This window comes from Methyloversatilis sp. XJ19-49, assembly GCF_024580145.1.
In the GTDB taxonomy this organism is placed as follows: Bacteria; Pseudomonadota; Gammaproteobacteria; order Burkholderiales; family Rhodocyclaceae; genus Methyloversatilis.
The window spans coordinates 51,251-68,049 of the sequence record NZ_JANINI010000014.1 but is presented as its reverse complement, the minus strand read 5'-3'; the positions used below and the strand labels follow the sequence as shown (position 1 = coordinate 68,049).

The window sequence follows — 16,799 nt, the reverse complement described above, 5'->3', positions numbered from 1 at the left end:
GGGCATGGCCGCGCGCACTGCGCGGCCGGTCTGTCACTGGGTGGATCGCGCCTGAAGGCGGCGCGCTGCGTCAGATCAGGGTGTGTGAAGGCGGGCCGTGCGCGCGCTGCTCGGGCAGGTGGCAAGCCGTTGCGAGCAGCGAGTCAGCGCTGCTCAATAAGTGATCGAGGCTGGCGTGGCGCAGCCCGGGCAGGGTAACCGGCAGCGCAGCATTCAGCGCGTGACCGGACAGGCAGTCGGCGCACGAAACCGCATGCAGACCCGAACCGTGCTCCGCACCGGCGACCGGTTGCACACCGGGCGCCGGATGATGCTCGTATACATGCGCCAGCGCCACATGCTGTGCGCCAAGCAGGCACAACAGCAGCAGGACGCGGCGAAACACGAACAGGGGATTCATGACGAAAGCGCTGCTTCAGTCGCCGTAGAGCTTCTGCAGCCGCTCGCGCCGTTCCTGCGCTTCGATCGTCAGCGTTGCGGTCGGACGTGCAAGCAGGCGGCCGATGCCGATCGGCTCGCCTGTTTCATCGCAATAGCCATATTCGCCTGCGTCGATGCGGTCGATTGCCTGTTCGATCTTCTTCAGCAGCTTGCGCTCACGGTCGCGGGCGCGCAGTTCCAGCGTGTGTTCCTCTTCGACCGTCGCGCGGTCTGCCGGGTCGGACACGTTATCGACTTCCCGCATGTGCTCGACCGTTTCATCGGCCTTGCGCAGGATGTCATCGCGCATGCGGGCGAGCAGGCCGCGAAAAAACGCGAGCTGCGCCTCGTTCATGTAGTCCTTTTCCGGCATTTTCAGCATGTCGGCTTCGGTCAGCGGCTTGTCTGCCTTGCCGGCGTTCTTGGTGGCCATCCGCGGGGACTCCCAAGTTGGAAAGAGCGGGAGGATACCAATGTTTGCAGTAAAACAAGAGTCGCGTTGTCACGCCACGCGGATGAGCAGTCCTTTCAGGTACTCGCCTTCCGGAAAAGCCAGTCCGATCGGGTGATCGACCCCGGCCGAAAGCCGGCGCAAAACACGTGCGCCGATGCCGGCATCGGCCGCTGCATCGGCGACGATGCCCTGGAACATCGCCGGGTCGATGCCGGCCGAACAGGAGTAGGTCATCAGCAGACCGCCCGGCGCCAGCAGGCGCAGACCGAGCAGGTTGATGTCCTTGTAGGCGCGCGCCGCCGACTTGGCGTGCGACGCCGACGGCGCGAACTTCGGCGGATCGAGCACCACCAGATCGAATTTTCGGCCTTCGTCGCGCAGTGTGCGCAGATGCTGGAACACATCCGCTTCGAGCCAGGCCGCGCGGCTGGCGTCCAGGACCGGATTGTGCGCCAGATTGGCGCGCGCCATTTCGAGCGCCGGGCCGGACGAATCGATCGACAGCACCTCCGTCGCCCCGCCCGCAAGCGCGTGCAGCGAAAAGCCGCCGGTGTAGCAGAAGCAGTTCAGCACCCGCCGGCCCTGCGCCAGTTCGCCGCACAACCGGCGACTGTCGCGCTGATCGAGGTAGAAACCGGTCTTGTGACCGCCGGCCACGTCCACTTCCAGGTTGATGCGGCCGCTCGCGGCGCGCTCGGCAATGACCGGTCGCGGCGGCCCGCCCACGATCCCCGCCTCACCGGTCAGCCAGCCCGTGCGCGCGGCCAGCCCTTCAAGGGCACGCACATCCGGGTCGGACCGTTCGTAGATGCGGCTGACGCCGGTGGCCCGGGTCAGCGCGTCGGCTATGGCATCGCGCCACTTCTCGCCACCGGCGCTGGTGATCTGCAGCACGATCACGTCTGCGTAGCGGTCGGCCACGACGCCCGGCAGGCCGTCGGATTCGCCATGCAGCAGCCGCACACCGCCTGACGCCTCGAATTCGGGCGCCAGTTCGGGCAGATCGCGCCGCTGTTCGACCGCGCGTGCCACGGTGCGGCGGAAGAAGGCGTCATCGATGCTTTCGTCTATGAAGCTCCACATGCGGGCGCGTATCTGCGACGCCGGTGACAGCGCTGCACGCCCCAGCGCGCGGCCATTGCTGGCCTGCACCACGACGGTGTCACCCGGCCGGGCACGGCCGTCGATGCGATCGACCGCCCCGGCGAATATCCACGGGTGACGCCGCAGCACCGAGCGTTCGCGACCCGGCGCGAGGATCAGCGCGGCGGTCACACCGCGCCGCCCGAACGGGTCGGCTGTGCAAAGCCGACCCTGTGCGAACAAAGTGAGCGTGGGGGCCGACGCGCCGCCCGAAGGGCCGCCCCAAGGGGTGTAGCGGGGGTTTCGGCGAGCATTGCTCGCCGCCCGCGCAACCGTTCGGCTGTGCAAAGCCGAACGTGGCCCAGCGCAGCCCCCTCGGCGGGGGTGAGACAGGGGTTTCGCAGCGCATGGCGCTGCGCCTGCCGAACGGGCCGGCTGTGCAAAGCCGGCCTCCGTAACAATGGGGTTAGCTGCGCATGCGCTGCGCCGACCGAACGGGTCGGCTGTGCAGAGCCGACCCTGAGCGAACGAAGTGAGCGTGGGGGCCCCACCTCTCAGCCCAACTCGCGGATCAGCGACGCGCCGAGCAGCTCGCCGATCCGTTCAAGATAGAGCGTGCCCATATCGGGCACGAAACGGTCGGCATCATCCGAACCCAGCGCCAGCAGACCGACGATGCGTGATTCGCGGCGCAGCGGGATCAGCGCAATCGACTGCACCGACGGCGCCGCATCGCCGAACCACGCCACCACGCCGAGATCGTTCACCGGGCCGCAATAGGGGTGTTTGGCTTCATTGGCGAACACGCGGATGCGCTCCTCGACCGGCGCGAACACGTCGCTGTCGCGCGTCAGCACGCTGTTCCACAGGCGCAGCGCGAGCTGCGGCACGGCGAAGGCATCCGCCAGCTGTTCGCGCAACACGTTCATCAGCGCGTCGAAGCTGCCGGCGGTCAGCAGCGCGACCGACAGTGCATGCACGCGGGTCGAGATCAGGTCGTTGTCTTCGCCGAAACGCAGCAGTTCGGCCAGCTTCAGTTCCAGCGCCTTGGCCTTTTCGCGCAGCGTCAGGATCTGCCGCTCGGTGATCGAAATGGTGCGGCCGCCGTGCGGGTGCGGGACATACAGCTGCGCCAGCAGGTCGTGGTAATCCTCGAAGAACTGCGGGTGGTCCTGCAGGTAACGCGCGATGTCGTCGGCTCTCATGCCTCGGTCACTCCAGATGAATGTCTGCTTCAAAAACGGTCACGGCCGGACCGGTCATATAGACCGGCTCACCTTCGCCAGCCCAGCGTATGTTCAGTTCGCCGCCGCGCGTCGTCACGCGCACCGGGCTGTCGAGCAGATTCCTGACCACGCCGGCCACCACGGCGGCGCAGGCACCGGTGCCGCAAGCCAGCGTTTCGCCGGCACCGCGCTCGTAGACGCGCAGCCGGATGGAATGAGCATCGACGATCTGCATGAAGCCGGCGTTCACCCGCGCCGGAAAGCGCGCGTGCGATTCGATCAGCGGCCCCTGCTGCGCGACCGGCGCGGCGTCGACGTCGGCCACCACCTGCACGGCATGCGGGTTGCCCATCGACACGGCAGTGATCGGCACCGCCGTACCCGCCACGTCGAGCGGCTGCACGAAAGCATCGGAGGCAGAATCGAACGGGATGCGCGCCGGTTCGAACACCGGCACCCCCATGTTCACGGTGATGTCGCCGTCGTCTTCTGCGGTCAGCGTGATGACACCGGACATCGTTTCGACAAGGATCTGCCGCTTGTCGGTCAGACCCTGATCCAGCACGAAGCGCACGAAGCAGCGCGCGCCATTGCCGCACTGTTCGACCTCGCCGCCGTCGGCATTGAAGATGCGGTAGCGGAAATCGACGCCCGGCTGCTGTGCGCGCTCGACCAGCAGCAGCTGGTCGCAGCCGACACCGAAGTGGCGATCGGCCAGAAAGCGCACGCGCGCGGGCGTCAGGTCGACCTGCTGGCGGATGGCGTCGATCACGACGAAATCGTTGCCGAGGCCGTGCATCTTGGAAAAACGCAGCTTCATGCAGATCCGATCATTCAGTCGCCAGCGGCACCCAGTCGCGCCACACGCAGCGATTCATCACCACGGTGAGCCCGGCGTCCTTCGCACGCTGCGCGGCGACTTCGTCGATCACGCCGTCCTGCAACCAGATGGCCGGCAGACCCAGCGCGATGGCGCGATCGACCACCGGGCCGACGCGTTCCGGTGCCAGAAAGACATCGACCAGATCAATGTCGCGCCGCAGTGCTTCGGGAATGTCATCGAGCGACGCGTAGGCCGTTTCGCCCAGCACTTCGGTCACGGCCGGGCGCACCGGCACGATGCGCCAGCCGAAGCCCTGCATGGCGCGCGCGACGCGATGACTCGGGCGGTTCTCATTCGGGGACAGGCCGACGACTGCCACGGTGCGTGCGCGCCGCAACAGCGCGCCGATGGCCTGCGGCGAAGGATTTTCGAACATGCGCGCATTCTACAGCGCGGGCCGCTGCACGCCGGGCGGGCACTTGTAGCGCTTGTAACCCCAGATGTACTGGTCGGGATAGCAGCGCACCAGCGCCTCGACGCTGCGGTTGATCGCCTCGACGCGCGCCCGCGTGTCGCCGGTGACCGGCACCTCGGGCGGCAGGAAGTGCAGGTGGAAGCCCTGCCCGTCAGGCAACCGCTCGGCGAACACCATCAGTGGGCCTTCGGCATGCTCGGTCAGGCGCGCCGCCAGCGTCATCGTGTAGGCCGGACGGCCGAAGAAATCCGCCCACACACCTTCGCCATTTGCCGGCACCTGATCGGGCAGGATGCCGACCAGTCCGCCGTCACGCAGCGTACGCAGCAGCCGGCGCACGCCGCCGCCGTCGGCCGCGGCCAGCGACACGCCGCCGCCGTCTCGCCCACGTGCCATCAGCGGGCCCAGCCAGGCCTGGCGTGGCTCGCGATAAAGCACGGTGATCGGCAGGCGCGAGCCGATCAGTTGCGCCGCCACCTCGAAAGCGCCCATGTGCGGCGTCAGCAGCACCACGCCGCGCCCCTTGGCGTGCAGCGCCTCGACATGTTCCCAGCCGGTCACGCCGGTCACCCGGGACAGCACCTCGGTTCGTGGCCGCATCCACACCCAGGGCAGTTCGAACACGACCCGCCCGGCGCTGGCGGCCGCGGCGTCGATCAGAGACGCATCGGCATCCGGCACGGCGCGTTTCAGATTGCCATCGAATTCGCGGCGGAACTTGCCCGACCAGGCATGCATGCGACGTCCGGCGAATGCGCCCACCATCTGCAGGACGCGCAGCGGACAGCGTGACAACACGCCGAAGACAGCGCCGGCCAGCCGGCTTGCCGGAGTGTGAACAACTGCAGACATCGAGAAATGCGTGGCGCACGGGAACGACAGGACGCGGTAGACTAATGCTTCCGCCGAGTTAAACGAGACAACTTGCAGGGCGGATTAAAAATACTGCTAAAGCGTCGCCTGCTCGCTTCCCGGGGCTGGTTCGACGAACCAGCACAGGGATGATTACAAGGAGCAGGCGCATGTCAGATTATCTATTCACGTCGGAATCGGTTTCAGAAGGCCACCCGGACAAGGTGTCCGACCAGGTGTCCGACGCCATCCTCGACGCCATCCTCGCGCAGGACCCGACCGCCCGTGTGGCCGCGGAAACGCTGTGCAATACCGGGCTAGTCGTGCTCGCGGGCGAAATCACCACGACGGCCAACGTCGATTACATCCACGTCACGCGCGACACGCTCAAGCGCATCGGCTACGACAACACCGAATACGGCATCGACTACAAGGGCTGCGCCGTGCTGGTGGCCTACGACAAGCAGAGCCCGGACATCGCGCAGGGCGTTGATCGCGCCAGCGACGACTACCTGAACCAGGGCGCCGGCGACCAGGGGCTGATGTTCGGCTACGCCTGCGACGAAACGCCGGTGCTGATGCCGATGGCGATCCATCTGTCGCACCGCCTGGTCGAGCGCCAGGCCCATCTGCGCAAGGACGGTCGTCTGCCCTGGCTGCGTCCGGACGCAAAGAGCCAGGTCACCATCCGCTACGTCGACGGCAAGCCCGAGCGCATCGACACGGTGGTGCTGTCCACGCAGCACGCTCCCGACATGTCGCTCGAAGCGATCCGCGAAGCGGTGATCGAAGACGTGATCAAGCCGGTCCTGCCGCCGGAACTGGTCAAGGGTGAAATCAAGTATCTGGTGAATCCGACCGGCCGCTTCGTCGTCGGCGGCCCGCAAGGCGACTGCGGTCTGACCGGCCGCAAGATCATCGTCGACACCTACGGCGGTGCTGCACCGCACGGCGGCGGCGCATTCTCCGGCAAGGACCCCTCCAAGGTCGACCGCTCGGCCGCCTACGCCGCGCGCTACGTGGCGAAGAACATCGTCGCCGCTGGCCTCGCCTCCAAGGCGCTGGTGCAGGTGAGCTACGCCATCGGCGTCGCCCAGCCAACTTCGATCATGGTCGACACCTTCGGCACCGGCAAGATTTCGAACGAAAAGCTGACCGAACTTGTGAAGCGCCACTTCGACCTGCGCCCGAAAGGCATCGTGCAGATGCTCGACCTGCTGCGTCCGATCTACCAGAAGACCGCCGCCTACGGCCACTTCGGCCGCGACGAGCCGGAATTCACGTGGGAAGCCATAGACAAGGCGGCTGCGCTGCGGGCTGACGCCGGGCTGTAAGCAAGGCTGAACCGGGCGTATCCCGAACACGAGGCGCCGCAGAACTGCGGCCCCCGTGTTTTTTTCCGGGCGACGGAATGCACGGCGGGCGCACCGGAAAACCTGTCGACAGAATTTACACACCGGCCGGGCAACGCGCGCCGACGCTTCCAAGACCTTGAATAAAAAGGGGGATTTCGCACAACCCTTTCTGGCACCGTATTTGCGTCTGACGACGGCTGGCTGCACATCCCCTACACGGACGTAAAACAATGAAAAAAATCCTCTCCCACGTGCGCACTGCACTGAGCTGCATCGCACTGATGACTGCGGGTTTCGCGCACGCGGGCATCGCCGCCATCGATTTCGCGGACATCACGCCATCGACCTCGATTCCGGGTTGCGAGGTCGGCACCTGCGGCAAGCCGGTCTGGCTGGTAGCCGAACTTGCGGACGGCATCATCGCCGACGGCCCCCCCTTCAATGGATTCGCAGGGCGCACCGGCTCGCTCGGCACCCTCTCGCTGGATCTTGCCGGTGCCTTCGACATCGACGCCTTCTACCTCTGGAACGACATCAACATCTTCAACGAGGGTGTGCGCAGCTTCCGCCTCGACTTCTTCGATGCCGCGGAGGCCTCCGTCGGCAGTTCTGGCACGCTTTCGGCCATATCGAAGTTCGCCGCCAATGAATACACCTTTGCATCGGCCTTCAAGCAGGTGAGCCGTGTCGACATGGTGATTCTCGGTGTGTCGGGCCGCGTTGAAATCCGCGAGATCGGTTTCGCCGGCGCGCCGTCGGCACCGGTACCCGAACCCGGTCTGCCTGCCCTGTTCGGTGCAGGCCTTGCAGCGGTGGCCCTGCTTGCGCGACGCGCTCTTCGTCAGGGCTGACACCTTCTGCATGCCCGGGCAGCACGCGGCAAGTCAGCGGAGCAGCGCGAACGACTCGTTCCGGCGGGCAAGCGTGATGTCGCGTCAACTTGAGCAACCGGGCGCCGGCGTGCAGCAGGCGCTCTGAAAGCATCGCGCGGCCAGGCAGCCGCGCGCGCAGATTTCCGGCCTGCCATCCGCGGACGGAACCGGATCAGGGTGCCGCGGCGTCCGCCCGGATCAGTCCGGTGGAGCGCAGGAAATCGTACAGCGCGTCGGCGGCGATACGGTGCCCGGTTTCGCCCCAGTGCGAGTCGTTGGGAAGGTACACGTCGCGGCTGCCGGCCGCGCTCGCCTGCATCAGGCGATCGCGCACCTCCGGTGCCGCAATGCCGCTTCGTTCGATCAGCGCGGGAATGAAGCCGGCAAAGCTCGGCCGGGCGCCGGCGACGTACCCGGAATAGGCGGACAGCTTGCCCGGCGCGTACAGCACGACGAAGGGCGCGCCCAGTTCCCGCTCGACGAAGGTCTTCAGATTGCGCAACCCGCATGCCATCTTCTCGATCTCAAGCGAACGCCAGTCGTCGGCCGGCACGTCGTAGCCGTAGACCAGCAGCGTCGGGTCGCGGCTGCTGAACAGATCACCCCTTGTCAGCGGCAGCAGGCGGATGCGCGCCGGGCTCGTGTTCCAGAAACCGTTCAGCTTGATCACGTGCATCGCCTGGTCGATGCGCGGCTTCATTTCGCCGCCCCAGGTCGTACGCCGCTCGTACACTTTCGAGCGATACGGCACCGGATGAACGGGAAGCGGTGCCCAGCGCCTCTGTTCCGGCAGCGTGCAGTCTCCCGGATAGCGCGGCAGGTGATCCGGCAGGCTCAATTCGGCGCTCTGGTAGATCACCAGTTTCGGTGGATGGCGGCGGATTGCCGGATCGGACAGCAACTTGTCGGCCGGCTGTCCGCGCAGGTGATAGACGAGCAGATCCAGGCCGGTGCGTGCGATGAAGTGGTTCTGCCAGCCGAAGCCATGCCCGGACTGATGCGAAAACGAGTCACCAATGACCAGCACCTGGGCGCTCGCGACCGGCTGGCCCGGCTTGCGGTAGCGCACCAGTTCCGGATCGAAGCGGGCCTTCTGTCCCCGCCAGCCGAAATCGTGCTCGGCCAGCCCGCCGACCCGCGTCAGGTCGCCGCTCACCGGTTCCTGCGTCACGACCAGATGGATGACCACGGCGAGAAAGCAGGCGAGCAGCCCGAGCAGCACGATGTTGTAGGTGCGCGCGCTCATCGCCCGGTCAGAACTGGAAGTACAGGAATTCGCTGACCCGGGTCATCCAGGTCAGGCTCCACACCAGCGCGATCGACGTGACCAGCACGCTCGCCGGCCCCGGCGCCCAGACCGGAAAACGCAGAGCGCCGCGTTCCAGCGACAGGTGTTCGGGCAAAAGCACGGGATGATGGCGACGCAGCAACTGGTTGCTGTTGGGCGCGGCGAACACGATGACCAGCAGCAGACCCATCCAAGGCAAGCCTTCGGCCCAGAACACCAGATTGTTCGGAAAGCTGCCGTCGAAGTTCAGCCTGAGCAGATCCGCCGCCCACGGTGCACCGGCCCGGATCGTCGCGGCGAGTCCGGACGGCAGTCCGATGCCGTTCAATCCCGCCATCGATGACAGCACGGAGCACGCGGTATCGATGTTCGCCGCACGGAACGGCACCCAGGCCACGATCACCGCGACAAAGGTGAGCAGGCCGGCGGCGCATCGTGCCGGCCAGCCGCCGGCACCCGGAGCGAGCCCGCAGCGGCGCAGCAGCGCATGCCACAGGTGGTTGATGACCAGATAGGCGCCGTGCAGCCCACCCCACAGCACGAAGGTCCAGCCGGCGCCGTGCCACAGGCCGCCGAGCAGCATGGTGATCATCAGATTGACATGGCGGCGCCATGGCCCGTGCCGGTTGCCGCCCAGCGGAACATAGAGGTAGTCGCGCAGGAAGCGCGACAGCGTGATGTGCCAGCGCCGCCAGAAATCGATGATGTTGACCGCCTTGTACGGGCTGTGGAAATTCGCCGGCAGCCGGATGCCGAACATGAGCGCCAGGCCGCACGCCATGTCGGAATAGCCGGAAAAGTCGAAATAGAGCTGCAGCGTGTAGGCCAGCGTGCCCAGCCAGGCTTCGAAGAAGCTCAGGGTCGTGCCGCTCGCCGCGGCTGCGAACGCGGGCGAGGCATAAACCGCCATACCGTCGCCCAGCACCACCTTCTTGAACAGTCCGATCGCGAACAGCGTCAGGCCCATGGCCAGTTTCAGGTGATCGAGCCGGAACGCCCCGGGCCGGGCGAACTGCGGCAGCACTTCCCGGTGATGCACGATGGGACCGGCGATGAGTTGCGGAAAGAAGGTCACGAAAAGGCAGTAGTGACTGAAGCTGTATTCGCGCGTGTCACCGCGATAGGCATCGACCAGATAGGCGATCTGCTGGAATGTGTAGAAGGAAATGGCCAGCGGCAGCACGATGGCGCCGATCGACCCGTCGAACCCGGTCACCTTGCCGAGCGAATCGACGAAGAAGTTCGCGTACTTGTAATAGGCGAGCAATCCGAGGTTCAGCAGCAGGCCGGCGACGAGCCAGGCCTTGCGCCCGCCCGGCTGCGGCGCATCGGGCACCAGCTTTCGGCCGAGCCAGAAGTTCGCCGCCAGCGATGCGCACAGCAGACCCAGATAGAGCGGATTCCACCAGCCGTAGAAGAACAGCGATGCCGCCACCAGCCACACGATGGCCGCCTCCATCCAGCCGCGCGACCCGAGCAGGTAGAACACGATCAGCACGACCGGCAGGAAGGCCAGGATGAATTCGTAGGAGTTGAACAGCATTGCGGTGCGCGCGGTCGCTCAGCTCGTTGGAGTGTCCGGCGGCGCGGCGCGCTGCGGGCTATTCGACCGGATGCCGGCCGACGAATGCATCGAGGCTGTTCTCCGATATCCGCGTCCAGAGGTGCTGTTCGGAGCGAAAGCGGTTCCACGGTTCGAACACCTTGCGGAACTCGGGGTTTGCCGCAGCAAGTTCGCGGTACAGCGCGAACGACTCCTTCTGACAGGCGAGCAGGATGTCGCGCGAGAACATGCGCAGCTGCGCCCCGCCGGCGATCAGCTTCTTCATCGCCGCCGGGTTGCGCGCGTCGTAGCGCGCCTGCATGCCGACATGCGCGGCCGCGCAGGCGGCTTCGAGAATGTGCCGGTACTCTTCCGGCAAGGCTTCGTATGCCTGCCGATTCACATAGATGCTCAACTGCGGCCCTGCTTCGGCCCAGCCTGGGTAGTAGTAATAAGGCGCGACCTTGTAGAAGCCCAGCTTCAGGTCGTCATACGGCCCGACCCATTCGGCGGCGTCGATGGCGCCCTTTTCCAGCGCCGGATAGACATCGGAGCCCGGAATCTGCTGCGGCACCACGCCCAGCCGGCTCACGACCTGACCGGCCAGCCCGCCCACGCGCATCTTCAATCCCTTCAGATCGGCGACGGTGCGGATTTCGCGCCGGAACCAGCCGCCCATCTGCGCACCGGTGTTGCCGCACGGGAAATTGACGATGTTGTAACCGGCGAACAGCTCGCGCATCAGGGCCATGCCTCCTCCATCGAGCAGCCACGCTGTCTGCTGCCGGCTGTTCAGGCCGAACGGCATCGCACAGTCGAAGGCGAAGGTCGGGTCCTTGCCGATGTAGTAGTAGGAAGCGGAGTGACCGCATTCGACCGTGCCTCCGCGCACCGCGTCGAGCACGCCGAACGGCGGCACCAGTTCATTGGCGGCGAACACCTGGATCTGGAAGCGGCCGCCGGTCGCGGCACTGACCTGCTGCGCCACCTTTTCGGCAGCGGGAAACAGCGCATCGAGCCCTTTCGGAAAGCTCGACGCCAGCCGCCAGCGGATCGCCGGCTGCGCACTCACCGCGGCGGGCGCGGCCAACAGCGCGGCGGGCGCCGCCTGCAGGAAGGTGCGCCGCCCGCGAGCGCTCACGCGCCGGCTACCCTCATGCGGTCGATCAGGATCGAGCCGCACTGTTTCGAACCGCGCACCAGCGTGTCGGCACCCACTTCCTTGATGCCCATGTACATGTCGCGCAGATTGCCGGCGATGGTGATTTCCTGCACCGGATAGGCGATCTGGCCATTTTCGATCCAGTAGCCGGCGGCGCCGCGCGAATAGTCGCCGGTCACGTAATTGACGCCGTGACCCAGCAATTCGGTCACCAGCAGGCCGCGCTTGATCGAGCCGATCATGTCGACCAGGCTGCGCGTGCCCGGCCGCACGATCAGATTGTGCGAGCCACCGGCATTGCCGGTGGTCTGCATGCCCAGCTTGCGCGCCGAATAGGTGCTCAGGAAGTAGCCGTTCAGCACGCCGTCCTGCACGATTTCGCGGTCCCGTGTCGCCACGCCGTCGTCGTCGAACATGCCGGAACCCATGGCGCGCGGCAGGTGCGGCCGTTCGGCGATGCTGATCAGCGGCGAGAAGATCTGCTTGCCCAGGCTGTCGAGCAGGAAGGACGACTTGCGGTACAGCGAACCACCGCTGGCCGCCTGCACGAAATGGCCGATCAGGCCGATGGCCAGCGGCGCTTCGAACAGCACCGGCACCCGCGTGGTCTTGACGCGCCGTGCGCCCAGCCGCGCCAGCGCGCGCTCCGCCGCATAGCGGCCGATGGCTTCGGGTGACGGCAGATCAGCTGCCGAGCGCTGGCTGGCGTACCAGTCTTCGCGCTGCATGGCGTCGCCCTCGCCCGCGATGACCGAACAGGTGATGTACTGGCGCGAACTCGAATAGCCCGCCATGAAGCCGAGGCTGTTGGCCGAAATGAACTGCGACTGCTGGGCCGACACTGATCCGCCCTCCGAATTGCGGATGTCCGGCGAGGTGGCGAAGGCGGCGTCCTCGCAGCGTCTGGCGATTTCGATCGCCTGTTCGACCGGCAGCTCCCACGGGTGGTACAGGTCGAGATCGCGGAATTCTGTCGCCAGCAGGGATTTGTCCGGCAGGCCGGCACAGTCGTCTTCGGCGGTGAAGCGGGCGATCGACAGCGCCGCGTCGACCGAGGCGCGCAGTGCGTCGCGCGAAAAGTCGCTCGAACTGGCGTAACCCTTGCGCTGGCCGACATAGACGGTGACGCCGATGCCCTTGTCGCGGTTGTATTCGATCGTTTCGACCTCGCCACGGCGCACCGTGACCGACTGGCCGAAGCCCTCGGACACGTCGACCTCGGCCGCGGTGGCGCCGCCGGCGCGCGCGTGGTCCAGCAGATCCTGCGCAATGTCGCGCAGGCTGTCATCGGTATAGCTGAAACCCTGTCGGGACATGGGGGCCTATCTCGCAGTGAAATCCGGTGGGGAATCCGCAGCCGGCGCACCACGCCATGGCGTTGCACGAGCGGGCTGCGGCAAAGCTGCAATAATAGCCGCTTGCCACGCTTCGCCCCGCCCCATGCGCCCGAAATCCATATCGACCCACGAAGACCCCGACGACGCGCCGCAGTACGACGGCCCGAGCAAGAGTCAGAAGAAGCGCGACTCGCATGCGCTGCAGGACATCGGCGAACAACTGGTCGCGCTGTCGGACACGCAGTTGAAGCGCATCGACCTGCCGGACAACCTGCGCCGCGCGATCGAGGAAACGCGCCGCACGCGCAGCCGCGAGGGCCTGCGCCGCCAGATGCAGTATGTCGGCAAGGTGATGCGCACCATCGATACCGCGCCGCTGGTCGAGGCGCTGGACGCCATACGCGGCGTATCCGCCCGTGCGGTCGCACGCGAACAGATGCTGGAACGCATGCGCGAGCGGCTGATCGCCGACGAACAGGTGCTGGGCGACATCGCCGCGCAGTGGCCGGAGGCCGATCTGACCCAGCTGCGCACGCTGCGCCGCAATGCGCTGCGCGAAACCGAACTGGACAAGCCGCCGCGCGCGTTCCGCGAAATCTTCCGCGTGCTGCGCCAGCTCGACCGTGCCGGCACGCCGGACGCCACCGAAACCGCTGAGGATGAAGATGACGATGAGCAAGGATGACGATCTGCTGACCGTGGGCCTGGTGTCGGTGTCCGACCGCGCCTCGTCCGGCGTCTATCAGGACCAGGGCATTCCGGCGCTGCAGGACTGGCTGTCCGCCGCGCTGAAGACGCCGGTCACCTTCGAAACCCGGCTGATTCCGGACGAACAGCCGGTGATCGAGGCGACGCTGATCGAACTGTGCGACAGCGCGGGCTGCGATCTGGTGCTGACCACCGGCGGCACCGGCCCGGCGCCGCGCGACGTGACGCCGGATGCCACCGCCGCGGTGGCACACAAGCTGATGCCCGGCTTCGGCGAACAGATGCGCCAGATCAGCCTGCGCTTCGTGCCGACCGCCATCCTGTCGCGCCAGACAGGCGCCATCCGCGGCAGCACGCTCATCCTGAACCTGCCCGGGCAGCCGAAATCGATCCGGGAAACGCTGGAAGGCGTGAAGGATGCAGACGGCACCCAGGTCGTACCCGGCATCTTCGCCGCCGTGCCCTACTGCATCGATCTGATCGGCGGGCCCTACATCGAAACCGACGACTCCGTGGTGAAGGCCTTCCGCCCGAAATCCGCGATCCGGCCGCCCAGAGCCTGAAGGTCACCGCGCATCTTCGGTCGTCAGCGGGCCACACGGCTGAGCTGCGGCGGCTGCCCCTGTGGGAGCGGCGGCCTCGCCGCGATAGTGCCGCGACCATCGTTGTGCAGAGTGCCTATCTAGGCAAGGCCGCCGCTCCCACGAAAACCTTGCTGCTATGGCACTTGCGAGTAGTGCATGCGCGCGGCGACGCGTGAGGCGTGTGCCGCGAGGCGAGGGCCGAAGGTCTTTTCGTACTTGCGCGGGTTGGGCAGCATGACGGCCAGCCGTGCCGCCTGATCCGGCCCGAGTTTCGCCGCCGGCACGCGGTAGTAGCGCTGCGCGGCCGCTTCGGCGCCGAAGATGCCGTCGCCCCACTCCACCACATTCAGATAGATTTCGAGGATGCGCCGCTTGTCCATCACCGCTTCCATCATGAAGGTGATCGCCGCCTCCTGAGCCTTGCGCAGATAGCTGCGGCTCGGGCTGAGAAACAGGTTCTTCGCCAGCTGCTGGCTGATGGTCGAGCCGCCGGCCACCGCGCGGCCCTTCTTGCGGTTCTTTTCCATCGCCTTCTGGATGCCTTCCCAGTCGAAGCCTTCGTGATCGACGAAGCCATCATCTTCGGCAGCGATTACCGCACGTTTCAGGTGCACCGAAATGCGCTCGTAGGGCACCCACTGCCTGCGCAGCTGTGCGTCCGGCTGACGCTCGCGCATTTCGGACAGGCGCAGCGACATGAAGCGGGTTTCGTCCGGATTGAATTTCGTCCACCACAGCAGGTGACCGAAAATCCACAGCTGATATGCCAGCGCCAGCAGCACCGCAGCAGCAAGCAGCCATTTCAGCAGGCGAAGGAAGCGACGCATGACCGGGGCGGCGCTCAGGCAAGCGGCGGCGTTGCCGCGCGCAGCATATCGCGCACCGGCGCCGTGTCCGGCCGCACGCCGCGCCACAGCGCGAAGGCCTCGGCCGCCTGCTCGACCAGCATGCCCAGACCGTCGGCCAGCGTGCCGGCGCCCTGCGCGCGCGCCTGCTTCAGAAAGGCTGTCAGGCCGCGGCCATAGACCATGTCGTACGCCAGGCTGCCCGGCGCATACAACCGGTCCGGCAGCGGCGGCGCCTCATCGCTCAGACTGGCGCTGGTGGCGTTGATCACGATGTCGTACGGCACATCGGCAACATCCTGCCAACCACCGGCGGCCAGCGCGGCGCGGCCATCGTGCCCGCCGAAGTGTGTTTCAAGACCACGCGCCTTGTCGGCGGTGCGGTTGGCGATGAACAGACGCGCCACCCCTGCATCGAGCAACGGCAGCACGACACCGCGCGCGGCGCCTCCGGCACCGAGCAGCAGCACGCGCGCGCCGTCGAGCCGGCCACCGAGCCACTCGAGGTCACGCACCAGCCCGGCACCGTCGGTGTTGTCGCCCAGCACGTGCTGATCGAACACGAAGGTGTTGACCGCGCCGGCCAGCCGCGCCCTTTCAGTCAGGCGATCCGCCAGCCGCCAGGCCTCTTCCTTGAACGGCACGGTGATGTTCATGCCGCGCCCGCCCTCGGCGCGAAATTGCACGACCGTGGCGGCGAAGCCTTCCAGCGGCGCCAGCAGCGCCTCGTAACTCATGTCCTGACCGGTCTGCGCGGCGAAGGCGGCGTGGATGGCGGGTGACTTGCTGTGCGAAATGGGATGACCCACCACGGCGTAACGATCGGGCATCGGTCTAGCGTGCTTCAAGCTGGTCGCCCTGGGTGAAGCTCCAGGTACGGGTGATGGACAGGATTTCGAAGTCGCGCTTGATATCCGGCGAGAAGGGCGCATAGGGTGCGGCCATGCGAACGATGCGCTGCGCGGCCTCGTCGAGCAGCGGCTGGCCGGACGAGCGGCTGACGTAGATCTGTTCGATTTCGCCGTCGGACCGGATTTCGACCGTCAACGTGAGGTTGCCGTAGATGCGGCCGCGCGCCGCGCTCGGGTAGTTCAGGTTGCCGATCCGCTCGACCTTCTGCCGCCAGTCCTCGATGTACTGTGCGAAGCGGTACTCCTGCGTGCGTGCGCCGACGAACTTCTTTCGCGGCCGCTTGTTGTAGTCATCCACATTGCGCGCGATTTCGGCTTCCATGCGCGCCATCGCCATGGCGCGCGCCGCGAGATCGGCGCCGCGGGGCAGCGGAACAGCCTGCGGCGTCGGTTCCGGCTGTTCGACCCGACGTTCCTCTTCCCGGACTGCCGTCTTTGCCTGCGCCTCGGCCAGCAGCTTCTGCTGCAGCGCTTCGAGTTCCTGCACGCGGCTTTGCGTGCTGACCAGCTGATCGCCGGTCTGGTCGCGCTTGCTGGCCGGAAGCGGCGTTTTTGCACGGCGGTCCTGATCGGTATTGCCGCCGCCATCGAGACTGGCCTGTGCAAGCGCCTGCGGATCGACCGGCTTCTGCTTGCCGCGCGCATTGACCAGCACGACTTCCAGCGGCTGATCGACCGCCTTCTGCTTCGGCTTGAGGTCAGGCGCGAAATTGATCGCCAGCACGAAGCCATGCACGAGGATCGACACCGCGATGCCGATGGCCAGCGGCGGAAGCGCAGGTTCGGCCGTGGTCAAAGCGGCTGGCCGAACGCTGGTCAGCACGGCCCTCTCCGGTGTGGCCGCGGACTTCGGGCGGGTGC

General features: G+C 66.5%; 18 protein-coding genes. 4 read left to right on the top strand and 14 right to left on the bottom strand.

The window, feature by feature from the left end; genetic code table 11:
- Positions 1 to 70 precede the first annotated feature (70 nt).
- The 7 genes from NMQ16_RS16015 to NMQ16_RS15985 form a co-directional block, all read right to left on the bottom strand.
- Positions 71 to 400 carry a hypothetical protein gene (locus NMQ16_RS16015; protein ID WP_257081893.1) on the bottom strand — a complete coding sequence of 110 codons (330 nt, stop codon included), beginning with the start codon at positions 398 to 400 and terminating at the stop codon, positions 71 to 73.
- A 15-nt stretch (positions 401 to 415) separates the two neighbouring features.
- Positions 416 to 853 (bottom strand): RNA polymerase-binding protein DksA, encoded by a 438-nt coding sequence (dksA, locus tag NMQ16_RS16010; protein WP_069038554.1) that lies wholly within the window; start codon positions 851 to 853, stop codon positions 416 to 418.
- A gap of 69 nt (positions 854 to 922) precedes the next feature.
- On the bottom strand, positions 923 to 2,149 hold the full coding sequence (locus NMQ16_RS16005) for a class I SAM-dependent rRNA methyltransferase (protein WP_257081891.1): 1,227 nt from the start codon (positions 2,147 to 2,149) through the stop codon (positions 923 to 925).
- A gap of 362 nt (positions 2,150 to 2,511) precedes the next feature.
- Complete coding sequence (locus tag NMQ16_RS16000; RefSeq protein WP_257081889.1) at positions 2,512 to 3,162, bottom strand: DUF484 family protein; 651 nt, start codon at positions 3,160 to 3,162, stop codon at positions 2,512 to 2,514.
- 7 nt (positions 3,163 to 3,169) lie between these two features.
- Positions 3,170 to 4,003 carry a diaminopimelate epimerase gene (dapF, locus tag NMQ16_RS15995; protein WP_257081888.1) on the bottom strand — a complete coding sequence of 278 codons (834 nt, stop codon included), beginning with the start codon at positions 4,001 to 4,003 and terminating at the stop codon, positions 3,170 to 3,172.
- Positions 4,004 to 4,013: 10 nt separating this feature from the next.
- A complete protein-coding gene (locus tag NMQ16_RS15990; protein WP_257081887.1) occupies positions 4,014 to 4,442 on the bottom strand; it encodes a CoA-binding protein in 429 nt (142 codons plus the stop codon).
- 9 nt (positions 4,443 to 4,451) lie between these two features.
- Positions 4,452 to 5,333, bottom strand: coding sequence for a lysophospholipid acyltransferase family protein (locus NMQ16_RS15985; protein WP_257081886.1), 882 nt, complete (start codon positions 5,331 to 5,333; stop codon positions 4,452 to 4,454).
- Between the two features lie 170 nt (positions 5,334 to 5,503).
- Between NMQ16_RS15985 and metK the strand changes: the two genes are divergently transcribed.
- Positions 5,504 to 6,667, top strand: coding sequence for a methionine adenosyltransferase (gene metK, locus NMQ16_RS15980; RefSeq protein WP_257081885.1), 1,164 nt, complete (start codon positions 5,504 to 5,506; stop codon positions 6,665 to 6,667).
- Positions 6,668 to 6,918: 251 nt separating this feature from the next.
- Positions 6,919 to 7,539: a hypothetical protein gene (locus NMQ16_RS15975; RefSeq protein ID WP_257081883.1), complete on the top strand. Its 621-nt coding sequence runs from the start codon at positions 6,919 to 6,921 to the stop codon at positions 7,537 to 7,539.
- A gap of 193 nt (positions 7,540 to 7,732) precedes the next feature.
- On the opposite strand, the gene NMQ16_RS15970 is transcribed toward NMQ16_RS15975, so the two are convergent.
- From NMQ16_RS15970 to pmbA, 4 genes are read right to left on the bottom strand one after another with little or no spacing between them, the layout of a single operon-like run.
- Positions 7,733 to 8,806: a hypothetical protein gene (locus NMQ16_RS15970; protein WP_257081882.1), complete on the bottom strand. Its 1,074-nt coding sequence runs from the start codon at positions 8,804 to 8,806 to the stop codon at positions 7,733 to 7,735.
- Positions 8,807 to 8,813: 7 nt separating this feature from the next.
- Positions 8,814 to 10,391, bottom strand: coding sequence for an MBOAT family protein (locus NMQ16_RS15965; protein WP_257081881.1), 1,578 nt, complete (start codon positions 10,389 to 10,391; stop codon positions 8,814 to 8,816).
- Positions 10,392 to 10,449: 58 nt separating this feature from the next.
- Positions 10,450 to 11,532: a TRAP transporter substrate-binding protein gene (locus NMQ16_RS15960; RefSeq protein ID WP_257081880.1), complete on the bottom strand. Its 1,083-nt coding sequence runs from the start codon at positions 11,530 to 11,532 to the stop codon at positions 10,450 to 10,452.
- Positions 11,529 to 12,869 (bottom strand): metalloprotease PmbA, encoded by a 1,341-nt coding sequence (gene pmbA, locus NMQ16_RS15955; protein WP_257081879.1) that lies wholly within the window; start codon positions 12,867 to 12,869, stop codon positions 11,529 to 11,531. The genes NMQ16_RS15960 and pmbA overlap by 4 nt, the downstream gene beginning before the upstream one ends.
- Positions 12,870 to 12,993: 124 nt before the next feature.
- Here pmbA and yjgA point away from each other — a divergent pair, with 124 nt between their 5' ends.
- The gene (yjgA, locus tag NMQ16_RS15950; RefSeq protein WP_257081878.1) at positions 12,994 to 13,575 is read left to right on the top strand and encodes a ribosome biogenesis factor YjgA; all 582 of its coding nucleotides are present in this window, start codon (positions 12,994 to 12,996) and stop codon (positions 13,573 to 13,575) included.
- Positions 13,562 to 14,161 carry a molybdopterin adenylyltransferase gene (gene mog, locus NMQ16_RS15945; RefSeq protein WP_257081877.1) on the top strand — a complete coding sequence of 200 codons (600 nt, stop codon included), beginning with the start codon at positions 13,562 to 13,564 and terminating at the stop codon, positions 14,159 to 14,161. Before yjgA ends, mog begins: the two co-directional genes overlap by 14 nt.
- Positions 14,162 to 14,316: 155 nt before the next feature.
- On the opposite strand, the gene mtgA is transcribed toward mog, so the two are convergent.
- From mtgA to NMQ16_RS15930, 3 genes are read right to left on the bottom strand one after another with little or no spacing between them, the layout of a single operon-like run.
- On the bottom strand, positions 14,317 to 15,009 hold the full coding sequence (gene mtgA / locus NMQ16_RS15940) for a monofunctional biosynthetic peptidoglycan transglycosylase (protein ID WP_257081876.1): 693 nt from the start codon (positions 15,007 to 15,009) through the stop codon (positions 14,317 to 14,319).
- A 14-nt stretch (positions 15,010 to 15,023) separates the two neighbouring features.
- Complete coding sequence (gene aroE, locus NMQ16_RS15935) at positions 15,024 to 15,857, bottom strand: shikimate dehydrogenase (RefSeq protein ID WP_257081875.1); 834 nt, start codon at positions 15,855 to 15,857, stop codon at positions 15,024 to 15,026.
- Positions 15,858 to 15,861: 4 nt separating this feature from the next.
- The gene (locus tag NMQ16_RS15930) at positions 15,862 to 16,761 is read right to left on the bottom strand and encodes an energy transducer TonB (RefSeq protein ID WP_257081874.1); all 900 of its coding nucleotides are present in this window, start codon (positions 16,759 to 16,761) and stop codon (positions 15,862 to 15,864) included.
- Positions 16,762 to 16,799 lie beyond the last annotated feature (38 nt).